Annotated in this window: 14 protein-coding genes; 9 read left to right on the forward strand and 5 right to left on the reverse strand. The window is 36.0% G+C overall.

Annotated features, from left to right (window positions below):
- Positions 1-136: 136 nt before the first annotated feature.
- The 3 genes from AC3RVG_RS06890 to AC3RVG_RS06900 all read left to right on the forward strand — a co-directional run bounded on the left by AC3RVG_RS06890 (position 137) and on the right by AC3RVG_RS06900 (position 3310).
- The gene (locus tag AC3RVG_RS06890) at positions 137-667 is read left to right on the forward strand and encodes a hypothetical protein (protein ID WP_489690714.1); all 531 of its coding nucleotides are present in this window, start codon (positions 137-139) and stop codon (positions 665-667) included.
- A gap of 362 nt (positions 668-1029) precedes the next feature.
- Positions 1030-1527, forward strand: coding sequence for a hypothetical protein (locus tag AC3RVG_RS06895; RefSeq protein ID WP_489690715.1), 498 nt, complete (start codon positions 1030-1032; stop codon positions 1525-1527).
- A 10-nt stretch (positions 1528-1537) separates the two neighbouring features.
- Positions 1538-3310, forward strand: a complete 1773-nt coding sequence (locus tag AC3RVG_RS06900; RefSeq protein ID WP_489690716.1) for an adenylate/guanylate cyclase domain-containing protein — start codon at positions 1538-1540, stop codon at positions 3308-3310.
- A gap of 98 nt (positions 3311-3408) precedes the next feature.
- On the opposite strand, the gene AC3RVG_RS06905 is transcribed toward AC3RVG_RS06900, so the two are convergent.
- Both AC3RVG_RS06905 and AC3RVG_RS06910 read right to left on the reverse strand, forming a co-directional pair.
- Positions 3409-5019 (reverse strand): FG-GAP-like repeat-containing protein, encoded by a 1611-nt coding sequence (locus tag AC3RVG_RS06905; RefSeq protein WP_489690717.1) that lies wholly within the window; start codon positions 5017-5019, stop codon positions 3409-3411.
- Positions 5020-5037: 18 nt separating this feature from the next.
- Positions 5038-6426, reverse strand: coding sequence for an Ig-like domain-containing protein (locus tag AC3RVG_RS06910; protein ID WP_489690718.1), 1389 nt, complete (start codon positions 6424-6426; stop codon positions 5038-5040).
- A gap of 367 nt (positions 6427-6793) precedes the next feature.
- On the opposite strand from AC3RVG_RS06910, the gene uvrB reads away from it, so the two are divergent.
- Both uvrB and AC3RVG_RS06920 read left to right on the forward strand, forming a co-directional pair.
- Complete coding sequence (gene uvrB, locus AC3RVG_RS06915; protein ID WP_489690719.1) at positions 6794-8791, forward strand: excinuclease ABC subunit UvrB; 1998 nt, start codon at positions 6794-6796, stop codon at positions 8789-8791.
- Positions 8792-8922: 131 nt separating this feature from the next.
- The gene (locus tag AC3RVG_RS06920) at positions 8923-9573 is read left to right on the forward strand and encodes a hypothetical protein (protein ID WP_489690720.1); all 651 of its coding nucleotides are present in this window, start codon (positions 8923-8925) and stop codon (positions 9571-9573) included.
- 4 nt (positions 9574-9577) lie between these two features.
- On the opposite strand, the gene AC3RVG_RS06925 is transcribed toward AC3RVG_RS06920, so the two are convergent.
- Positions 9578-11104, reverse strand: coding sequence for a GH3 family acyl-acid amido synthetase (locus AC3RVG_RS06925; RefSeq protein ID WP_489690721.1), 1527 nt, complete (start codon positions 11102-11104; stop codon positions 9578-9580).
- 75 nt (positions 11105-11179) lie between these two features.
- Between AC3RVG_RS06925 and rluF the strand changes: the two genes are divergently transcribed.
- Positions 11180-12073: a 23S rRNA pseudouridine(2604) synthase RluF gene (gene rluF / locus AC3RVG_RS06930; RefSeq protein WP_489690722.1), complete on the forward strand. Its 894-nt coding sequence runs from the start codon at positions 11180-11182 to the stop codon at positions 12071-12073.
- A 72-nt stretch (positions 12074-12145) separates the two neighbouring features.
- Here rluF and AC3RVG_RS06935 read toward each other — a convergent pair whose 3' ends face one another.
- A complete protein-coding gene (locus AC3RVG_RS06935) occupies positions 12146-12580 on the reverse strand; it encodes an Hsp20/alpha crystallin family protein (protein ID WP_489690723.1) in 435 nt (144 codons plus the stop codon).
- Between the two features lie 206 nt (positions 12581-12786).
- On the opposite strand from AC3RVG_RS06935, the gene AC3RVG_RS06940 reads away from it, so the two are divergent.
- The gene (locus AC3RVG_RS06940) at positions 12787-14067 is read left to right on the forward strand and encodes a DUF2254 domain-containing protein (protein WP_489690724.1); all 1281 of its coding nucleotides are present in this window, start codon (positions 12787-12789) and stop codon (positions 14065-14067) included.
- A gap of 115 nt (positions 14068-14182) precedes the next feature.
- Here AC3RVG_RS06940 and sucC read toward each other — a convergent pair whose 3' ends face one another.
- On the reverse strand, positions 14183-15373 hold the full coding sequence (gene sucC, locus AC3RVG_RS06945) for an ADP-forming succinate--CoA ligase subunit beta (protein WP_489690725.1): 1191 nt from the start codon (positions 15371-15373) through the stop codon (positions 14183-14185).
- A 198-nt stretch (positions 15374-15571) separates the two neighbouring features.
- Between sucC and lysA the strand changes: the two genes are divergently transcribed.
- Positions 15572-16777 carry a diaminopimelate decarboxylase gene (gene lysA, locus AC3RVG_RS06950; RefSeq protein WP_489690726.1) on the forward strand — a complete coding sequence of 402 codons (1206 nt, stop codon included), beginning with the start codon at positions 15572-15574 and terminating at the stop codon, positions 16775-16777.
- Positions 16778-17038: 261 nt separating this feature from the next.
- A complete protein-coding gene (locus AC3RVG_RS06955; protein WP_026451656.1) occupies positions 17039-17230 on the forward strand; it encodes a cold-shock protein in 192 nt (63 codons plus the stop codon).
- The last annotated feature ends 87 nt before the right edge of the window (positions 17231-17317 follow it).

Consider the following 17317-nt stretch of genomic DNA (forward strand, 5'->3'; position numbering starts at 1 on the left):
ATTTTTAGGGTACTTTAATGAAAATAGCATAAGAGATAAACAAGTATCAATTAGACTAAGTCAGAATCTAGTGTAAAGCATGTGACTTTAACTTTGTAAACTATGTGCCTTAACGAACATTTACCGAAACGCAAAAATGGCGAAAAAACAAAGAAAAATATTTTATCCGACAATATTCATTTTAGGAATTTTTTCAATGGTTTGGCAAGTTGTAATTTACAGAAATACAATTATTGAATTGTCAATTTTAATTGGAATAATATTAGTTGTTGGAATTATCTCTTTTTTATTAGATTTTAAGAATTTCGGAAAAACATATAATTATAGCGGAATTGGACTTTACTTTTATTCTACTATGCATTACGTTTGCGGATTTGGATTTCTTGCTTGCTCTTTTTTTATGATAACTAATTATTATTTAGCAGACGAAAAAACAACAATTGAAAATTATGAAATTATTGACCGATCTTTTCTTCCCAAAAGACCAGGAAAAGCTGGCTCTGAAAATAAGCCTGTTTTTATAATTGAATATAAAGGCAAAAGGAAAGAATTAGTATTCATTCCTAAATTTTATGAAAAAATGGAATTATATAAAAGTGTGGAATTTGAAATTCGAGATGGATTTTTCGGATTTGACGTTCTGAAAAACAAAAAACTAATTGAATAAAAAACGGAATATAAAAAACGCTTTGCCAACAACATTTATAATTAATGGCTAGTCCTCGCCTACTTACGAAAATCCTCGCGGATTTTTATTCTTGTTTTATTTGCCTAATTATCTACTTAAACACGCCACTAACCATGCACAAGCACGTAGGCCATTTAAATAGACCAGAGCTCAACCTCAGGAGCTGAAATGTGTAAAAGTCTGACAGCCAATTATAAACATCGATTCAAATTAGTCTAAGCCATTAATTTAGCCTATCTTACTAAGGTATTTCCTCATCTCTTTTCGTATAAGCTTCTTTTGTCCTTTCCAATCCTGAACTAATACCTCTTTAATTATATAACCAATTTAAATATTTAATTATGGACACAAGCAATGAAGAAAGTGCACTAAAAAAGAATAGGTTCGTCGAAATATATGTGAAAACAAAACAACTATTTGAACTTGGTGCACACGCAACGGAAAATCAAATTGATAAGCACACTTCCTTAAGGAGTAATCAGCATAGTGACGTCATTTCTGATTTTTTAGTAAATAGTTGGAAGAGTCACAAGGATTTTGAACTTACTGTATTTAAAAATTATTCTATGCAATGGACACTTCCTCAACAACTTGAAAATACTGCAGATACTGGATATGAGGCTAAACTTGTAAGTGTACATCACGTACCAACAGGAGGGAGTCCAAATTTTTTCGATACAGCGGATTTAAATGTCGGATCTGTTGGAAATGTTACTGCGACCATTAAAAACAATTCAGTAACGAACAAAAGCTACATTTATATTATCAAATTTACTATTTCACACAATGGAGTGACTCGTGAGTATGCTATAGATCCAAAGCTTAAGATCAATTCTTGATATCAACTATATGTTTTTAAATAGAAAAGCATATTATTTATTAATTGGCTTATTTTGTTTCGTTTCAGGTATAGTCTCTGGTCAAGATCAAAAGCTAGCAGATAGTCTATTAACCATATATCAGGAAGACGAACTTAGAGGTTTAGAAAAATTGGAACTGCTTCGAAACTTATCTTTCAATGAGATACATAATCTGAATGCTTCAATAGGATATGCTAAAGAACTTATCGTCTTAGCTAAGCAAGAGGGCAACTATTTATACCTTCATAGAGGGTATATTCAGAAGGGAAATTCGCATAGACTTGCGGGAGATTTAAATGCGGCTTTGGACGCTTTCTATAAAAGCGCTGAAGCCTCTGTGAAAGCTAAATATCTTGAAGGAGAAGGCAGTGCCTATACTGCTATTGCTGACACTTATTCAGAAATTGGAAATTCTACCAACGCTGAATTTTATTACGATAAGGCTATTCAGATATTAAGAAAAACCAGCGATTCTATTGCGTTAGCCACAACCTTATTAAATGCCGGAGACGAATATTTTAACAGTAAAAAATACGAATTGGCGTTGCGAAATTTTGAAGAATCCGGTCTCATCTTTGAAAAAGCAAATTATAAAATTGGTACGGCCTATAACTTAGGAAATGTAGGTATGGTCTATGCCGAATTGGGTAAAGACTCGCTCGCCAAAACACATATGAATGACGCCATTACAGTTTTGGAGGAATTGGAGGATTATTATGCGATTTCTGAGTACCTCACTTATATGTCTGATATATATATGAAGCAGGGAAATAGCGCCACAGCCCTGGCTTATGCACAACGAAGCTTCGATTTGGCTCTCAAACACGGCTTGAAAAAACAAATTAGCGAATCCAGTCTTACGCTTTCTGAACTTTATGAGCTGGAAGCAAACACGCGTGCCTCTTATGACTATTATAAAAGGCATATTGCTTACAGAGACAGTGTTACGAACCTCGAAGAGGTAGCGAAAATGGCAGATTTACGTACCAATTATGAAGTGTCTCAAAAACAGGTGGAAGTTGATCTTCTTTATCAGCAAAAAAGAAATCAAATTATCATTCTTGGATTTAGCTCTTTATTATTGCTCACCTTATTCTGGTATTACAGAACAATTTCCAAAGAAAAGGAAAAATCGGAAAAATTATTATTGAATATCCTACCTAAAAAAGTGGCCCAAGAATTAAAAAACACAGGAAAAGCGACTAGCAAAAAGTATGATAATGTATCCATTTTATTTACAGATTTTGAAGGGTTTACAGCATTGGTGGCTACAATTAGTGCAACCAAATTAATTGAAGAGCTAAATCAAATATTTGGTCGATTTGATGATATCATGGATGAATTTGAAATAGAGAAGATTGAAACCATAGGGGATGCTTATATGGCTGCCTGTGGATTGCCAGAAGAAAATGTACATCATGCGCAAAGATGCGTACAAGCTGCTCAAAAAATGATTGATTTTCTTATTGAAAGAAACTTGACAAATGATATTCAATGGAATATGAGGGTGGGTATTCATTCAGGCCCAGTTGTAGCAGGCGTTGTAGGTAAAACGAAATTTGCTTATGATTTATTTGGAGACTCTGTGAATACGGCGGCAAGAATGGAAAGTAACGGCGAGAAAGAAAAAATAAATATTAGCCATACAACCTATGAATTGTTAAAAGATGAACCCTCCTTATTTTTTAAAAGCCGTGGACGAATACTTGCAAAAGGCAAAGGAAAAATGAAAATGTACTTCGTGGAGACAAAATTAAAATGATAATAAAACGGCATACGACACTGTAGGACTAAAGACGAAGCTGCTGCCAGCAGCGCGCTGCGCCATGCGAAACAAGCGATATATTAAACCGTTAAAACCTACTTCTTAATAAATCGTTGTGTCTTAATAATAGTGTTATCCTGAATTTTAAGAATGTAATTTCCTGCTGCCAATTTTGATACATCAATTGTGTTTTCGCCTAATTCAGCATCCATCACTTTTTTTCCTTGAACATCGAAAATTGAAAATGCTGGATTTTTGAAATCGGTTAAATTGCCAAGATTTAAAACGCCTTCAGTTGGATTGGGATAAAGAATAAGATTGCTCACCAAATTATCATTTACACCCAGAATCGTAGACCCTTCAACCACGGAAATTACCTGATCGACAGCTACATTTTCTAAAACATCTACAATGCCCGATGGCCAAGTAATAGTAAGCGTTGTAATCTCAGTATCCAAACCTAGCCCAAAATGGGTGTTTAGCGTGCTCATATATTTAAAACCTTCCCCACTTCGCACTTCGCGAATTTGATTGCCCAGGGCTGAGGTAATGGCAACGCGAGCGCCAATTCCATTAATATTGCTATCTACACCAATAGTATTTACGGTTAACCAGTGGTTTGCGTTGGCATCGTTGTAATAAATATTTCCACCCGTAAATGAATCGATAAACCCATCGTTATTTAAATCGCCCAAAGAGCCATTGTTATTCGGCAATGCCAAAGGGATTAAAGTGAAGGTTAAGTCGCCATTGTTTAAAAGAATATTTCCATTAGATGCAATATCCACAAAACCATCGTTATTGAAATCGTAGCTGCAATTTTCGATTCCGGTTGTGGTCAATGCGTTTATTCCAGTTGAATCAGAAATATCTGTAAAGGTTTTATCGCCATTATTTCTATTTAATTTATGGGTAAAACTGCTGTCACTACTTCCTATAAAAACATCTAAAAAACCGTCGTTATCAAAATCTGCCCAAGTAGAAGACCAAGTTTGCATTTTGTCTTTTAGTCCAGTAGCTTCGCCGACTTCTACAAAATTACCTGCGCCGTCATTTTCGTACAGTTGGTTTTCACTTCTCTCATTTACATCTCCGTTTACATTACATTTCGCAATAAACGCATCCATATCGCCGTCATTGTCATAATCTATCCAAACAGAACCATAATTTCCACCCGTGGGAAAGTCGCCAATATCACCTTGGTGAAAAGTTAAGGTTCCATCTCCGTTGTTAATATAGTAGACGCTAGGTGCAACATCATGACAAACAAAAGCATCTAAGTGACCGTCGTTATTGATATCTACAAAATTGGAACGCTGTGAAAAAACGTATTCTGGAAAAGAAACTTCTTCGAAGGCGGTACCATTATTATTTGCTTTCATAAAAGTCACTCCGTTATTTCCACCGTAAAGCAAATCGGTAAAACCATTTTCATCAAAATCTGCGGCGGCAAGACTCCAGGAAGGCGAATTATCTGCAGGAGAAGTAGTGATGTTTGTCTCTATAAAACTGCCATCTGATTGTTGATAATGTATTTGGACATTGGTAGTAGATACCGAAACCAAATCGTCTAAAAAATCGCCGTTCATATCAACCACAGCTCGCTCGGAGCCGGTTGTAGAAACAGGTGCGGGGGTAAAAGATACCTGTGCATTTCCAATTCCAATAAATGTCATTATTAGGAATAGCGTAATTAATTTTTTCATATAATTAGTTTTAATTGATTAGTCGCAAATTATTGTAAGGGAGTTAATCCATTCTTCCAAAACAGGAAGAAACGCTTTGTCTGCCAAAGAACGCCCAATCATAGGCATTGCATATTCTTCTAAAGTAGTGGATACCCTAAAATATAAAATTGAATTTTCTGCATCGCCAGGAGTAATGAGTTTTGCCCCGTCATATCCCGGAATTTGAAGGTCTGGATCTGTGCAGATTCCTAAATTATCATGGTCATGGCTATCCCTAAATGCCAACCGCAACGAACGCGCTCCGCAATGCCCACCAACTACATGGCAATGGGCGCAGTTAACATCAAAATAGGAACGTACTCTTGTTTCTAAACTCTGTGAAATATCTTTCCAACTTGGTACCGTTTCAATATTTGCGGGAATGTTGGTGTTTGAAAGGTATCCTATTTCTTCCCATTTTTGAAGCTGATTTTCAACGCCATCTGCATATTCATAAATAGCATTCAAATTTTGAGGCTTTGTGCCAATAGGAAAAATTATGTCGTTGGACTTATGGCAAATAAAGCATTCCAAATCTGAAGGAATTCTATAATTAACCGATTTTGTTTCGCCGTTTTCCACCCATTCAACAGGAACATTAAAGCCGTAGCCCGTTGTATTAAGAAAGGCTTCTTGTTGGTTTTCGTCCCAAATATAATTGGCGAAAATCCAACCTTCAGCTTTTTTAATTAGCAAACGAGTTTCGATGTTTTGAGTGGTGTTATTAGGCAATACATTTTCAAAAAAGAAGGTTTTAATTAAAATGCTTCCGGTGGGAAAATTTAAGACATCTCCATCAGCCACATAGGTTGCTTTTACATTGTAGGGCATCCAAACAAAACGCTTTTTGTGGGCGTAATCTGAAAACAGGGCGTTTATGGGTTCATAGGGTAAAACACCGTAAACAGGAGATAATTCGGCTAGGTTTCCTTCAAAAAAATTATAATCTGAAAGCTTATCGAAGGGAACTATAGAAATATCAAAATTTACAGGCGAAAATGGCAAAACATCGACCGTTACTGTAGCCGTGCCGCAACTTTGTTCCGTTGGGTCGCAAACAGTATATTCAAAAGTTACTTCACCTGAAAATGAAGCATTTGGGGTGTATTTAATTGTATCGTCAAGAATATTTCCGGGAGTGCCATTATTATTTATTATTGCCGTTCCACTTTGTGGTGCCGTAATTGAAATTACACCATCAGCAGGAATGTTTGAGTCGTTAATAAAAACTACAATTTCCAAGGATGAATTTTGAAATACCTCTCCAGAATCTGGGTTAGCCACAATATTTAAAGGAACATAACCTGAGCCTTCATCGTCTTTACACGAATTGAAAGCAAATATTGAAAACAGAAGAATACAGATTCGGAGGATTATAGATTTCATATAATTATTATAAATAATTTCCTTTTTTCTAAAGGACAATAAACTTAAGAAAAACTTATTGTTTTGTAGTGATAACTGTTAACATTTTGAAAAATAAACAAATAAGACTATGTATTCATATATTTTTGGGCACTATAAAAAATACTGATTTATTCATTTCTCACATAATCCGCAATAGCATTTATGAAGTACATAATTGTTGAATTTGCCTGAAATCGATTCGCCGCAAAGGCACAAAGAACGCAGCTGATTTTTAATGAAAAACAGATATCAAAAATCTGGGAAGTCTACTTCTCACCTCGCAAGTCTCAATGCTCACGTCTCACCTCTATTTTTTGTACTTTTGTAACGCATTGAAAAAGAAAATATGAATTTTAAAATTGCATCAGAATTTCAGCCTACGGGAGATCAACCTAGGGCCATAAAATCCTTGGTGGAAGGCCTTAATTCCGACGAAAAATACCAAACACTCCTCGGAGTTACTGGCTCTGGAAAAACCTTCACCGTAGCCAATGTGGTAGAGCAGGTGCAAAAACCTACACTTGTTTTGGCTCATAACAAAACCTTGGCCGCGCAGCTTTATACAGAATTTAAAAACTTATTTCCCGAAAATGCGGTGGAATATTTTGTTTCGTATTACGATTATTATCAGCCCGAAGCATTTATCCCAAGTAGCGGCACCTATATAGAGAAAGATCTTTCCATAAACGAAGAAATTGAAAAAATGCGACTTAGCACAACTTCGTCCTTGCTTTCGGGCAGGAGGGATGTAATTGTGGTTTCGTCGGTTTCTTGTTTGTATGGTATCGGAAATCCAGCCGAATTTCAAAAAAACGTAATCAGTTTAGAAAAAGGGCAAACTATTTCCCGCACAAAACTATTGCACCGTCTGGTACAAAGTCTCTATTCGCGAACCGAAGCAGAGTTTCATAACGGCCGTTTTAGAATAAAGGGTGACACGGTAGATGTTTTTCCAGGTCATGCAGATGATGCGTACAGAATCCATTTTTTTGGAGATGAAATTGAAGAAATTGAGGTGTTTGATCCGCAAAATAACGATATAAAAGGAAAATACGAAAGATTGAATATTTACCCTGCAAATATGTTTGTAACCTCTCCCGATGTGTTACAAGGTGCCATTCATAATATTCAGGATGATTTGGTGAAGCAGGTAGAATATTTTGGTGAAATAGGAAAACATTTGGAAGCTAAACGACTTGATGAACGTACCAATTTCGATTTAGAAATGATTCGTGAATTAGGTTACTGTAGCGGTATTGAAAACTACTCGCGTTACTTAGATCAGAGACTTCCGGGCACACGTCCATTCTGCTTGTTAGATTTTTTTCCATCAGATTATTTAATGATCGTAGATGAAAGTCACGTTTCTATTCCGCAGGTTGGCGCAATGTATGGTGGTGACCGCTCGCGAAAAGAAAATTTGGTGGATTACGGTTTTCGTTTGCCAGCGGCAATGGACAACCGTCCGTTAAAGTTTGAGGAATTTGAGGCGCTGCAAAACCAAGTAATTTATGTGTCAGCAACACCTGCAGATTATGAACTTGAAAAAAGTGGCGGTGTGTTTGTGGAACAGATAATTCGCCCTACTGGTTTGCTGGACCCACCAATTGAAGTACGTCCAAGCTTAAACCAAATTGATGATTTGTTAGAAGAAATTCATCTTCGCATTGAAAAAGACGAACGTATTTTAGTTACTACTTTAACTAAAAGAATGGCTGAAGAGCTTACCAAATATTTAATTCGAGTACAAGTTCGCACTCGTTATATTCACAGCGATGTGGATACTTTGGAACGGGTGGAAATTATGCAGGATTTGCGTCTTGGACTGTTTGATGTTTTGGTAGGAGTAAACCTGTTGCGAGAAGGATTGGATTTGCCAGAAGTTTCGTTAGTCGCAATTCTAGATGCCGATAAGGAAGGATTTTTGAGAAGTGAACGTTCGCTTACTCAAACAGTAGGGCGTGCCGCTCGGAACCTGAACGGGAAAGCAATTATGTATGCAGATAAAATAACCAATAGTATGCAAAAGACTATAGACAGTACAAATTACAAAAGGGAAAAACAGATTGCTTATAATTTAAAACACGGCATCACTCCAACCGCAATTAAAAAGTCGTTTGAAAATGCGTTGACTAAGTCAAAACAAGCCGCTTATTCTTTTGAAACAGCAGAAAGTCTAGCTGCAGAATCTGAAGTTGAGTATTTGACAAAAGCACAAATAGAAAAGAAAATCCGCGACACTCGCAAAGCGATGGAAACAGCGGCAAAAGATTTAGATTTTATGATGGCTGCCAAGCTCCGCGATAAAATAAAAACATTTCAAAAGCAATTAGAAACCCTGTAGGCGCGCGATTCATCTCGAGCCATTATAGTTTCTATTTTATTGCGCAATTCGATTTTGAAATAGTATTCTATGATATAAAAAAGAATAATAGAAAATAACAAATCTCGAATTAACAAAATCCAAAATTTACAATGTTTTTAACGTCTCTCATTAAACCTATTTTGTATTTTTCTCTTTCTATGAGTCCGACGCAAAACATCAATTTAGACAATAAAATAATTCCCGAGAGTATCAAAAAGGAAGTGATTGAGGCTATATCATTTTATCCAGAATTGTACGATACTGCAATTGAATTCAAATTTAAGGATAATATTAAAAAGTCTACAATGCAGGCACAACCGCGGTTTGCTAGTTTGTTTAAGGCTAGTAGTGAGAGGGAATACGTTATTTTGATAAGTAGAAATATCCAAATTGAAGGCGAAAAATTCACCATGGACGATATTCCTTCAGACGTAAAAGTGGGTTGGATTGGTCACGAACTTGGACACTTAATGGATTATCGCGAACGCACAAACGTTGGGATGGTAATTTTTGGATTGAAGTATCTTTTCTCTTCAGCACACATTAAGGAAGTAGAACGTGCCGCTGATACTTATGCAGTTGCCCACGGAATGGGTGATTATATTTTAAAGACGAAAAACTTCATTTTAGAAAACGCAAATCTAACTGAAGAATACAAAGAGCGAATCCGCAGACTTTATATTTCACCTGAAGAAGTAATGGAGCTTATTAACAAAAATAAAGTAGAGGAAGACCCCGAAATTGCAGGAATGAAAGACTAATACATCAAGATTTCTGCGTTTTCACAAATGCTTCCCAAGCTGCAAACTTCTCTTCACCCATCACTTTTTCCATCTTTACTTGTCCGCCTTTCTTTTTATTTTTAGCATTCCATTCGTGGAAAATCGCTGAATCTATCGTAGTTACTATCACGCCTTTTAATGCTTTTGAACGCGCCACGGCATAGTTATTATTAGCTTCTTTTAGGGCTTCATCCAGCGCATTGGCTATTTCTTCAGCATTTATATTAGTTTCAGAACCCAAATACCAATGGTGATAAAATTCACCATCAATCTTTACTGCAGCAATGGTAAACTCTGGAATTTCAATATCGAATTTCTCCTCCATTTCGCGTAAAGCGACTTCCATTTTATTAACTGAAAGCTGCGATCCAACAACATTTAAAAAGAATTTAGTGCGACCAGTGATTTTAATTTCGGCCTTTTCAATATCTGTAAACGCAATTGTGTCGCCAATTAAATAGCGCCAAGCGCCAGAAACAGTGCTGATAATTAGAACATAATCCACATCTTTTTCAACTTCGGCAATGGTTAATGCGGGTGCATCTCGTAAAAGTGATCCGTCCTCGTTTATGTATTCAGGCTTGAAAGGGACAAATTCAAAATAAATTCCGTTGTCCGTCACAAGTTTCATTGAAGTAGTATCTGGCCTGTTTTGAAACGCCAAAAATCCTTCCGAAGCTAAATAGGTATCAATTACAATAATTGGATGCGCCAACAATTGATTAAAACTTTTTTCATAGGGTTGAAACGCTACGCCGCCAGAAGTGAACACTTGCAAATTGGGCCAAATCTCGTGAATGTTTTTTGCGTCGTGATATTCAATTACCTTTTTCATCATAAGCTCCATCCACGATGGAATTCCGCTGAGAGCGCCAATGTCCCATTTACGAGCATTCTTGGCTATGGTTTCAACTTTTTGGTCCCAATCCTCCATTTGTGCAATCTCTTCGCCAGGCTTGTAATATCCGCGAAACCAAAACGGAATATTGCTAGCGCTAATACCGCTTATTTCGCCTTCTAAAAATTGATCTTGTTTCTCTAAATCTGTACTACTGCCCAACATCATTATTTCCTTTTCGTAGAAATCTGAAGGGATTTCAAAATTCGTTAATGCACCAACTTGTTTAATCCCAGTGGTGCGGATGGCTTCAATCATTTTTTCGGTTACAGGTATTCTTTTTGAAGTTTTCCCTGTTGTTCCGCTGCTTCGGGCAAAATATTTGGGTGAGCCTGGCCAACAGATATCTTGCAATCCTTCTTGAGTTTTGCACCACCATTCAGACTCCATTTGGTTATAATCGAAATACGGCACTTTTTCTGAAAAGGATTTCTGAATATCGTTAGATTCAAGAATTTTTGAGAATCCGTAATATTTTCCGAAAGCAGTATCCTTTGCACTTTCAAGCAAATGTTTTAAAACTTCTTTTTGCGATTCAACAGCCGATTTTTCTGAAACTATTGCTCCGCGAAGATCGATCGCTGTTTTTATAATGGAACCGAGTATAGCCATTTTTAAATTTTTGATGAAGCTACAATTTTTCAGAAAGTTTGAGGAAGGAATTAAATCAATTTTAACCTTTTTTATATGCGTGGCAATAATGGTATCTTTGCAAAAAAAAAAGAGATGCATCACCCAGACTCCGTACGATTGAATAAAGCTATTAGCGATAGTGGTTACTGTTCCCGCCGCGAGGCAGATACTTTAATTGAAAGAGGCCGCGTGACTGTAAATGGCGAAAAGAGTACACTTGGAGATCGAGTGATGCCGGGCGATGAACTGCGAGTAGACGATAAACTTATTACTAAAAATGATACCGAGGTTTACATAATGCTAAATAAACCCGTGGGTATAACCTGCACAACAGATACCCGTTTTGATGATAATGTAGTAGATTTTGTAAAGCATCCAGAGCGTATTTTTCCTGTTGGGAGATTAGACAAGCCTAGCGAAGGATTGTTGTTATTGACTAATCAAGGCGATATTGTAAATAAAATACTTCGTGCGGGAAACCAACACGAAAAGGAATACATTGTAAAAGTTGATAGACATGTTACAGATGAATTTGTAAAAAGAATGGCTTCCGGAATCCCTATTTTAGATACGGTTACAAAAAGATGTAAAGTTGAAAAAATCAGCAGGTTTGAATTCCGGATTTTTTTGGTGCAAGGTTTAAATAGACAGATTCGAAGAATGTGTGAATATTTGGGCTATGAAGTTGTAGCGCTGCAGCGAATTAGAATAATGAATTTGGAGTTGGGCGATTTGCCAGTAGGGCAGTGGCGCGATCTTACTGCGGAAGAGTTAAAAGCTTTAAAAGAATCTGTAAAAGACAGTGATGGCTTACCGAAGGATTATAAAAAGGAGAATCGTCAAAAATTAGAAGAAACTAAAAAACCTGAAGTAATTAGACGGGAGGAGCGCAAGTTAAAAAGTGAGCAAAAAAGCACAGGCGGAAAAAGGAGAAGAGGGCCTAATTAGCACCATGAAAAAACCGCGCACCGATTGAGTAGCACGCGGTCATTTCAACTAACTAACCAAATTAAATTTCAATTATGAAATCTCAACCATTTTCTTCAAAGCTTTCTTTTCCTCTATTTTTGGAAGAATAATCTTCAAAACACCATTTTCATAGTTGGCTTGAATATCTTCTGTATTTATATTTTCTGGAAGTGTAAAACTACGTTCAAAATTGTTGTAGTTAAACTCTCTTCTCGTATAACGTAAATCGTTATCTTTTTCCTCTTTCGATTCTGCTTTTTTTGAAGCTACAATCAATGTATCTTCCTCAGCCTCAATAGTAAGGTTTTCTTTTCTAAAACCCGGAATTGCAAGTTCTATTGCAAAATTCGTCAAATTTTCAATAATATTAACCGCGGGAATGCTAAATGTTTCATAATTGTGATTTAAAGCATCCAATTTACTGTCCATTAGTAAATTATCTAATAATCCTGGCAGCCAAATGTTACTTTTATTAACTGTTTTCATATCTATATATTGTTTTGAGTTTTAACTTAATTTCTCCATTCAATATTCAATTATAATTCCACAACTCGAAAGTGGACATTTTGTCGTAATTCTTGTTATTTAATATGACTTTATGTCGCGCTTCCGATCTTCATTTATAACATTAATTCCTTTTTAAGATTTAAAGCATATCGTTTCAGTACTTTTATATTGCTAACTAAATCGCTATGAAAAAAATATTCAATCGTGTTTTTGATTTCTTCAATACTATAGAAAGCAAAATAGCTTTCTATCCGACCTTGCTTGCTATTACGGGCTTTATCGTTGCTATTATAATGATTTATCTGGAGGGACGGGGAATTTCGAGAGAAATAATGGACGTATTTCCACTGTTGATGGTGGAAGATGGCGATACCGCATTATCCGTACTTAGCGCTTGTCTTGGGGGACTAATATCATTAATGGTTTTTAGCTTTTCAATGGTAATGCTTCTGTTAAGTCAAGCGTCGAGTAATTATTCTCCACGGTTGCTTCCGGGTTTAATTAGCGACAAGCGACACCAGTTTATTTTAGGTACTTACCTCGCGACGATTCTTTATAATATTTTTACACTTTTCTCAATAGAACCTAGTGAAGATAAATATACTCTTCCGGGGTTTTCGGTGCTTTTGGGTATTGTATTAACTATTATTTGCTTGATAGCTTTTATTTATTTTATTCACAACATTTCGCAGAGCATACAGATTAACAATATTTTGGATGGGATTTTCGCGAAGGCTGAAAGGAGGCTTATTAAACTGATTGATTCAGAAAAGGGGCAAACAAAGGATTTTCCAGATACTTCCAATTGGTTTGAATACAACGCGGGACGCAGTGGCTATTTTCAGAATATTTCTATTCTAAACATATTAAAAACATGCGAACAGGAGGAAACCAAGATTTTTATTACGGTGCCAAAAGGGCTTTTTGTTCTGAAAAATGGAATTTTTCTAAAATCTGAGAAACCGTTGGATGCTAAAATAGTTGATTCCTTAATATCCAACATCAGTTTTGCGCGTGGAGAGCTCGTTGAAGATAATTATGCCTTGGCTTTTAAGCAGATTACAGAGATTGCAGTAAAAGCAATGTCTCCTGGAATAAACGATCCTGGAACCGCAATTAATGCTGTTGATTATTTAACCGATTTGTTTGCGTTGCGGATGCAAAAAGCAGACAACGGAATTATTGTACACGAAGAAAAGGCAAATCTTAGAGTTGCAGTTGTAACGTTTAAGGAGCTAATGTATAATGTTATGGCATCATTGCGTACTTACTGCAAACACGACCCAATCATGGTAGAAAAGCTACTGTGGATGATGATGTATCTTCTAAAACAACCTACGGCCGAAGAATACTATCATAATATAGTAAAAGAAGAAATGACCGCACTTTTAAAGCAGGCTAAAAAATCTTTTGATTCTGAAACGGATGTTGCTTTAATTGAAAAAATGGTTGCAGAACAATTATGATAGCTTTTCAAAATTTTAAGAAGCTCTTCTAAAAGATTATCCTTCATCAATTATAAATGCAAAAAAAAACCCTTCGCAACTGCGAAGGGTTTTTTTAAATAAAATATATTCTTTTTTAAGAAAGTACTGCCTTTACTTTATCTGCAGCTTCTTGAAATTCAATAGCGCTCTGAACGTCTAGTCCACTATTGTCAATCAATTCTTTTGCAATATCTGCATTTGTACCTTGAAGACGAACAATAATTGGCACGTGGATAGTTCCCATGTTTTTGTAAGCATCAACAATACCTTGAGCTACACGATCACAACGAACAATACCTCCAAAAATATTTACTAAAATTGCTTTTACGTTCGGGTCTTTCAAAATTAACTTGAAAGCAGCTTCTACGCGTTCTGCGTTTGCTGTACCACCAACGTCAAGGAAGTTTGCAGGCTCTCCACCAGCTTGTTTAATAAGATCCATAGTTGCCATTGCAAGTCCGGCACCGTTTACCATACAACCTACGTTTCCGTCAAGGTCAACATAGTTTAGGCCTTTTTCTTGCGCTTCAACTTCTACAGCATTTTCTTCGCGAATATCGCGCATTGCTAAATAATCTTTGTGACGAAAAAGTGCATTGTCATCAATACTTACTTTAGCATCAACAGCTATAATTTTATCATCGCTTGTTTTTAGTACAGGGTTTATTTCGAATAAAGAAGAATCAGACTCGTTATAAGCTCTGTAAAGTGCCGTAACGAACTTCGTCATTTCTTTGAATGCTTTTCCACTCAATCCAAGATTGAAAGCAATTCTTCTAGCTTGAAAGCCTAAAAGGCCAACTGCAGGGTCAACTTCTTCTGTAAAGATTAAATGTGGAGTTTCTTCAGCAACCGTTTCTATATCCATTCCACCTTCGGTAGAATACATAATCATATTTCTTCCAGTTGAACGATTTAATAGAACGCTCATATAATATTCTTCAGGCTCATTATCGCCAGGGTAATAAACATCTTCAGCAACCAAAATTTGGTGTACTTTTTTACCTTCCGCAGTTGTTTGCGGAGTAACAAGGTTCATCCCGATTATATTTCCTGCAATATCTTCAACTTCTTTTATATTCTTAGCTAGTTTTACACCGCCACCTTTTCCGCGACCACCTGCGTGAACTTGAGCCTTAATAACGTGCCAGCCTGTTCCCGTTGTTTCGGTAAGTTTTTTTGCGGCTTCCACAGCTTCTGCTGGAGTTGTAGCCACAATACCGCGCTGTATTTCAACGCCAAAACTGTTTAAAATTTCTTTTCCCTGATATTCGTGTAAATTCATAGTATCGGTTTTGTACTTGTTTATGGAACGCAAAAATAACAAATGTTGTAGGAATGGACTAATGTTTTTTAAAGCTTTGTACTTCTGTTTTTACATTGATTTACAGAATTGTAAAAATTAAGTATCTGAGAGGAATGTATTTGGCAATACATTCTTAAATTTGTGCCCTAAATTAAAAAAAACTTATTCTCAAAACCCATGAAAAATCAAGACCTTTTGGCAATTGCCCAAGAATTTGGAAGCCCTGTTTATGTTTATGACGCTGCTAAAATTGAAAAGCAGTATAAACGTTTAACCAGCGCTTTTGATAAGGTGGAGAAGTTGAAGATTAATTATGCAGTAAAAGCACTTTCAAATATTTCAATTTTGAAACTGCTCGTAAATATGGGTAGCGGTTTAGATACCGTTTCTATTCAGGAAGTAATGCTTGGCTTAGAAGCGGGTGCGAAACCTGAAAACATAATCTATACGCCAAACGGAATTTCTTTGGAAGAAATAGAAAAAGCGGCTAAACTTGGCGTACAGATAAACATTGACAATCTTTCCATTTTGGAACAGTTTGGAACCAAACACCCCAAAACTCCGGTTTGTATTCGTATAAATCCGCACGTTATGGCTGGTGGGAATGCAAATATTTCCGTGGGACATATTGATAGTAAGTTTGGAATTTCTATCCATCAAATGCCTTTGTTGAAACGGATTGTTGAAAACACGGGGATGAACATCAACGGAATCCATATGCATACGGGTAGCGATATTCTTGATATTGATGTTTTTCTTTACGCTTCGGAAATACTTTTTAATGCTGCCGAAAATTTCGATAATCTTGAATTTATTGACTTCGGAAGCGGTTTCAAAGTACCTTATAAAGAAGGCGATATTGAAACTAATGTAGAAGAACTTGGAAAAAAACTGAGTAAGCGTTTTAATGATTTCAGTAAAAAATACGGCAAAAAACTAACCTTAGCTTTTGAGCCAGGTAAGTTTTTGGTGAGTGAAGCAGGACAGTTTTTAGTAAAAGTGAATGTAATAAAACAAACCACTTCTACCGTTTTTGCGCAAGTTGATAGTGGTTTTAATCACTTAATTCGCCCAATGCTTTACGGTTCGCAACACGAAATTTCGAACATTTCTCGACCACACGGTAGAGATCGTTTTTACACAGTAACAGGTTATATCTGCGAAACTGACACTTTTGCAAATAACAGACGAATTCCAGAAATACACGAAGGAGATATGCTTTCGTTTCATAATGCGGGGGCTTATTGCTTTACAATGGCAAGCAATTACAATTCGCGTTATCGACCGGCTGAAGTACTTTGGTATAAAGGAAAAGCGCACTTAATTAGAAAAAGGGAGACTTTTGAAGATATCTTAAAAAATCAAATAGCAATTGATTTATAATATTTTGGTTGCTTAAACTGGAATAAGTCTTTTTAATCGAAAAAAATTCACACCTATACTTTTAATGAATAGCGACTAGGCGTATTCAATTAACGCTTATAAAGGAAAAGAGGGGCTTGAAAGGGAAAATGTTTAGTGGAAGCGTTAAATTAAGATGAATAATTTAATTTTTTAGATTATTAAAATAAATATTAGAAATTAGCTTCTATGTTAATAATAATACTATCTTTGCCGCTTATATTAATTATTTATTTAAATACAATGAACAAAGGAACAGTAAAATTCTTCAACGACACCAAAGGTTTTGGTTTTATCACTGAAGAAGGAACCAACAAAGAACATTTTGTACACATTTCAGGCCTAATCGACGAAGTTCGTGAAGGTGACGAAGTTGAATTTGATCTTCAAGAAGGAAAAAAAGGATTGAACGCGGTTAACGTAAAAGTACTTTAATACACACAATTTTTTTAAGACAAAGCCTCCCAATTCGGGAGGTTTTTTTTTGTCAAAGTTTTTGCAATTATTGTAATTGTTAAAATT

The sequence above is a fragment of the Aequorivita sp. IT1282 genome, assembly GCF_058068205.1.

What these genes read in the sequence shown, in the direction of transcription:
- uvrB (WP_489690719.1), top strand. Translation starts at nt 6,794, where the DNA reads ATGAATTTTAAAATTGCATCAGAATTTCAGCCTACGGGAGATCAACCT.
- AC3RVG_RS06900 (WP_489690716.1), top strand. Translation starts at nt 1,538, where the DNA reads ATGTTTTTAAATAGAAAAGCATATTATTTATTAATTGGCTTATTTTGT.
- sucC (WP_489690725.1), bottom strand. Translation starts at nt 15,373, where the DNA reads ATGAATTTACACGAATATCAGGGAAAAGAAATTTTAAACAGTTTTGGC.
- AC3RVG_RS06895 (WP_489690715.1), top strand. Translation starts at nt 1,030, where the DNA reads ATGGACACAAGCAATGAAGAAAGTGCACTAAAAAAGAATAGGTTCGTC.
- AC3RVG_RS06890 (WP_489690714.1), top strand. Translation starts at nt 137, where the DNA reads ATGGCGAAAAAACAAAGAAAAATATTTTATCCGACAATATTCATTTTA.
- AC3RVG_RS06905 (WP_489690717.1), bottom strand. Translation starts at nt 5,019, where the DNA reads ATGAAAAAATTAATTACGCTATTCCTAATAATGACATTTATTGGAATT.
- AC3RVG_RS06940 (WP_489690724.1), top strand. Translation starts at nt 12,787, where the DNA reads ATGAAAAAAATATTCAATCGTGTTTTTGATTTCTTCAATACTATAGAA.
- AC3RVG_RS06920 (WP_489690720.1), top strand. Translation starts at nt 8,923, where the DNA reads ATGTTTTTAACGTCTCTCATTAAACCTATTTTGTATTTTTCTCTTTCT.
- AC3RVG_RS06935 (WP_489690723.1), bottom strand. Translation starts at nt 12,580, where the DNA reads ATGAAAACAGTTAATAAAAGTAACATTTGGCTGCCAGGATTATTAGAT.
- AC3RVG_RS06910 (WP_489690718.1), bottom strand. Translation starts at nt 6,426, where the DNA reads ATGAAATCTATAATCCTCCGAATCTGTATTCTTCTGTTTTCAATATTT.
- lysA (WP_489690726.1), top strand. Translation starts at nt 15,572, where the DNA reads ATGAAAAATCAAGACCTTTTGGCAATTGCCCAAGAATTTGGAAGCCCT.
- rluF (WP_489690722.1), top strand. Translation starts at nt 11,180, where the DNA reads ATGCGTGGCAATAATGGTATCTTTGCAAAAAAAAAAGAGATGCATCAC.
- AC3RVG_RS06955 (WP_026451656.1), top strand. Translation starts at nt 17,039, where the DNA reads ATGAACAAAGGAACAGTAAAATTCTTCAACGACACCAAAGGTTTTGGT.
- AC3RVG_RS06925 (WP_489690721.1), bottom strand. Translation starts at nt 11,104, where the DNA reads ATGGCTATACTCGGTTCCATTATAAAAACAGCGATCGATCTTCGCGGA.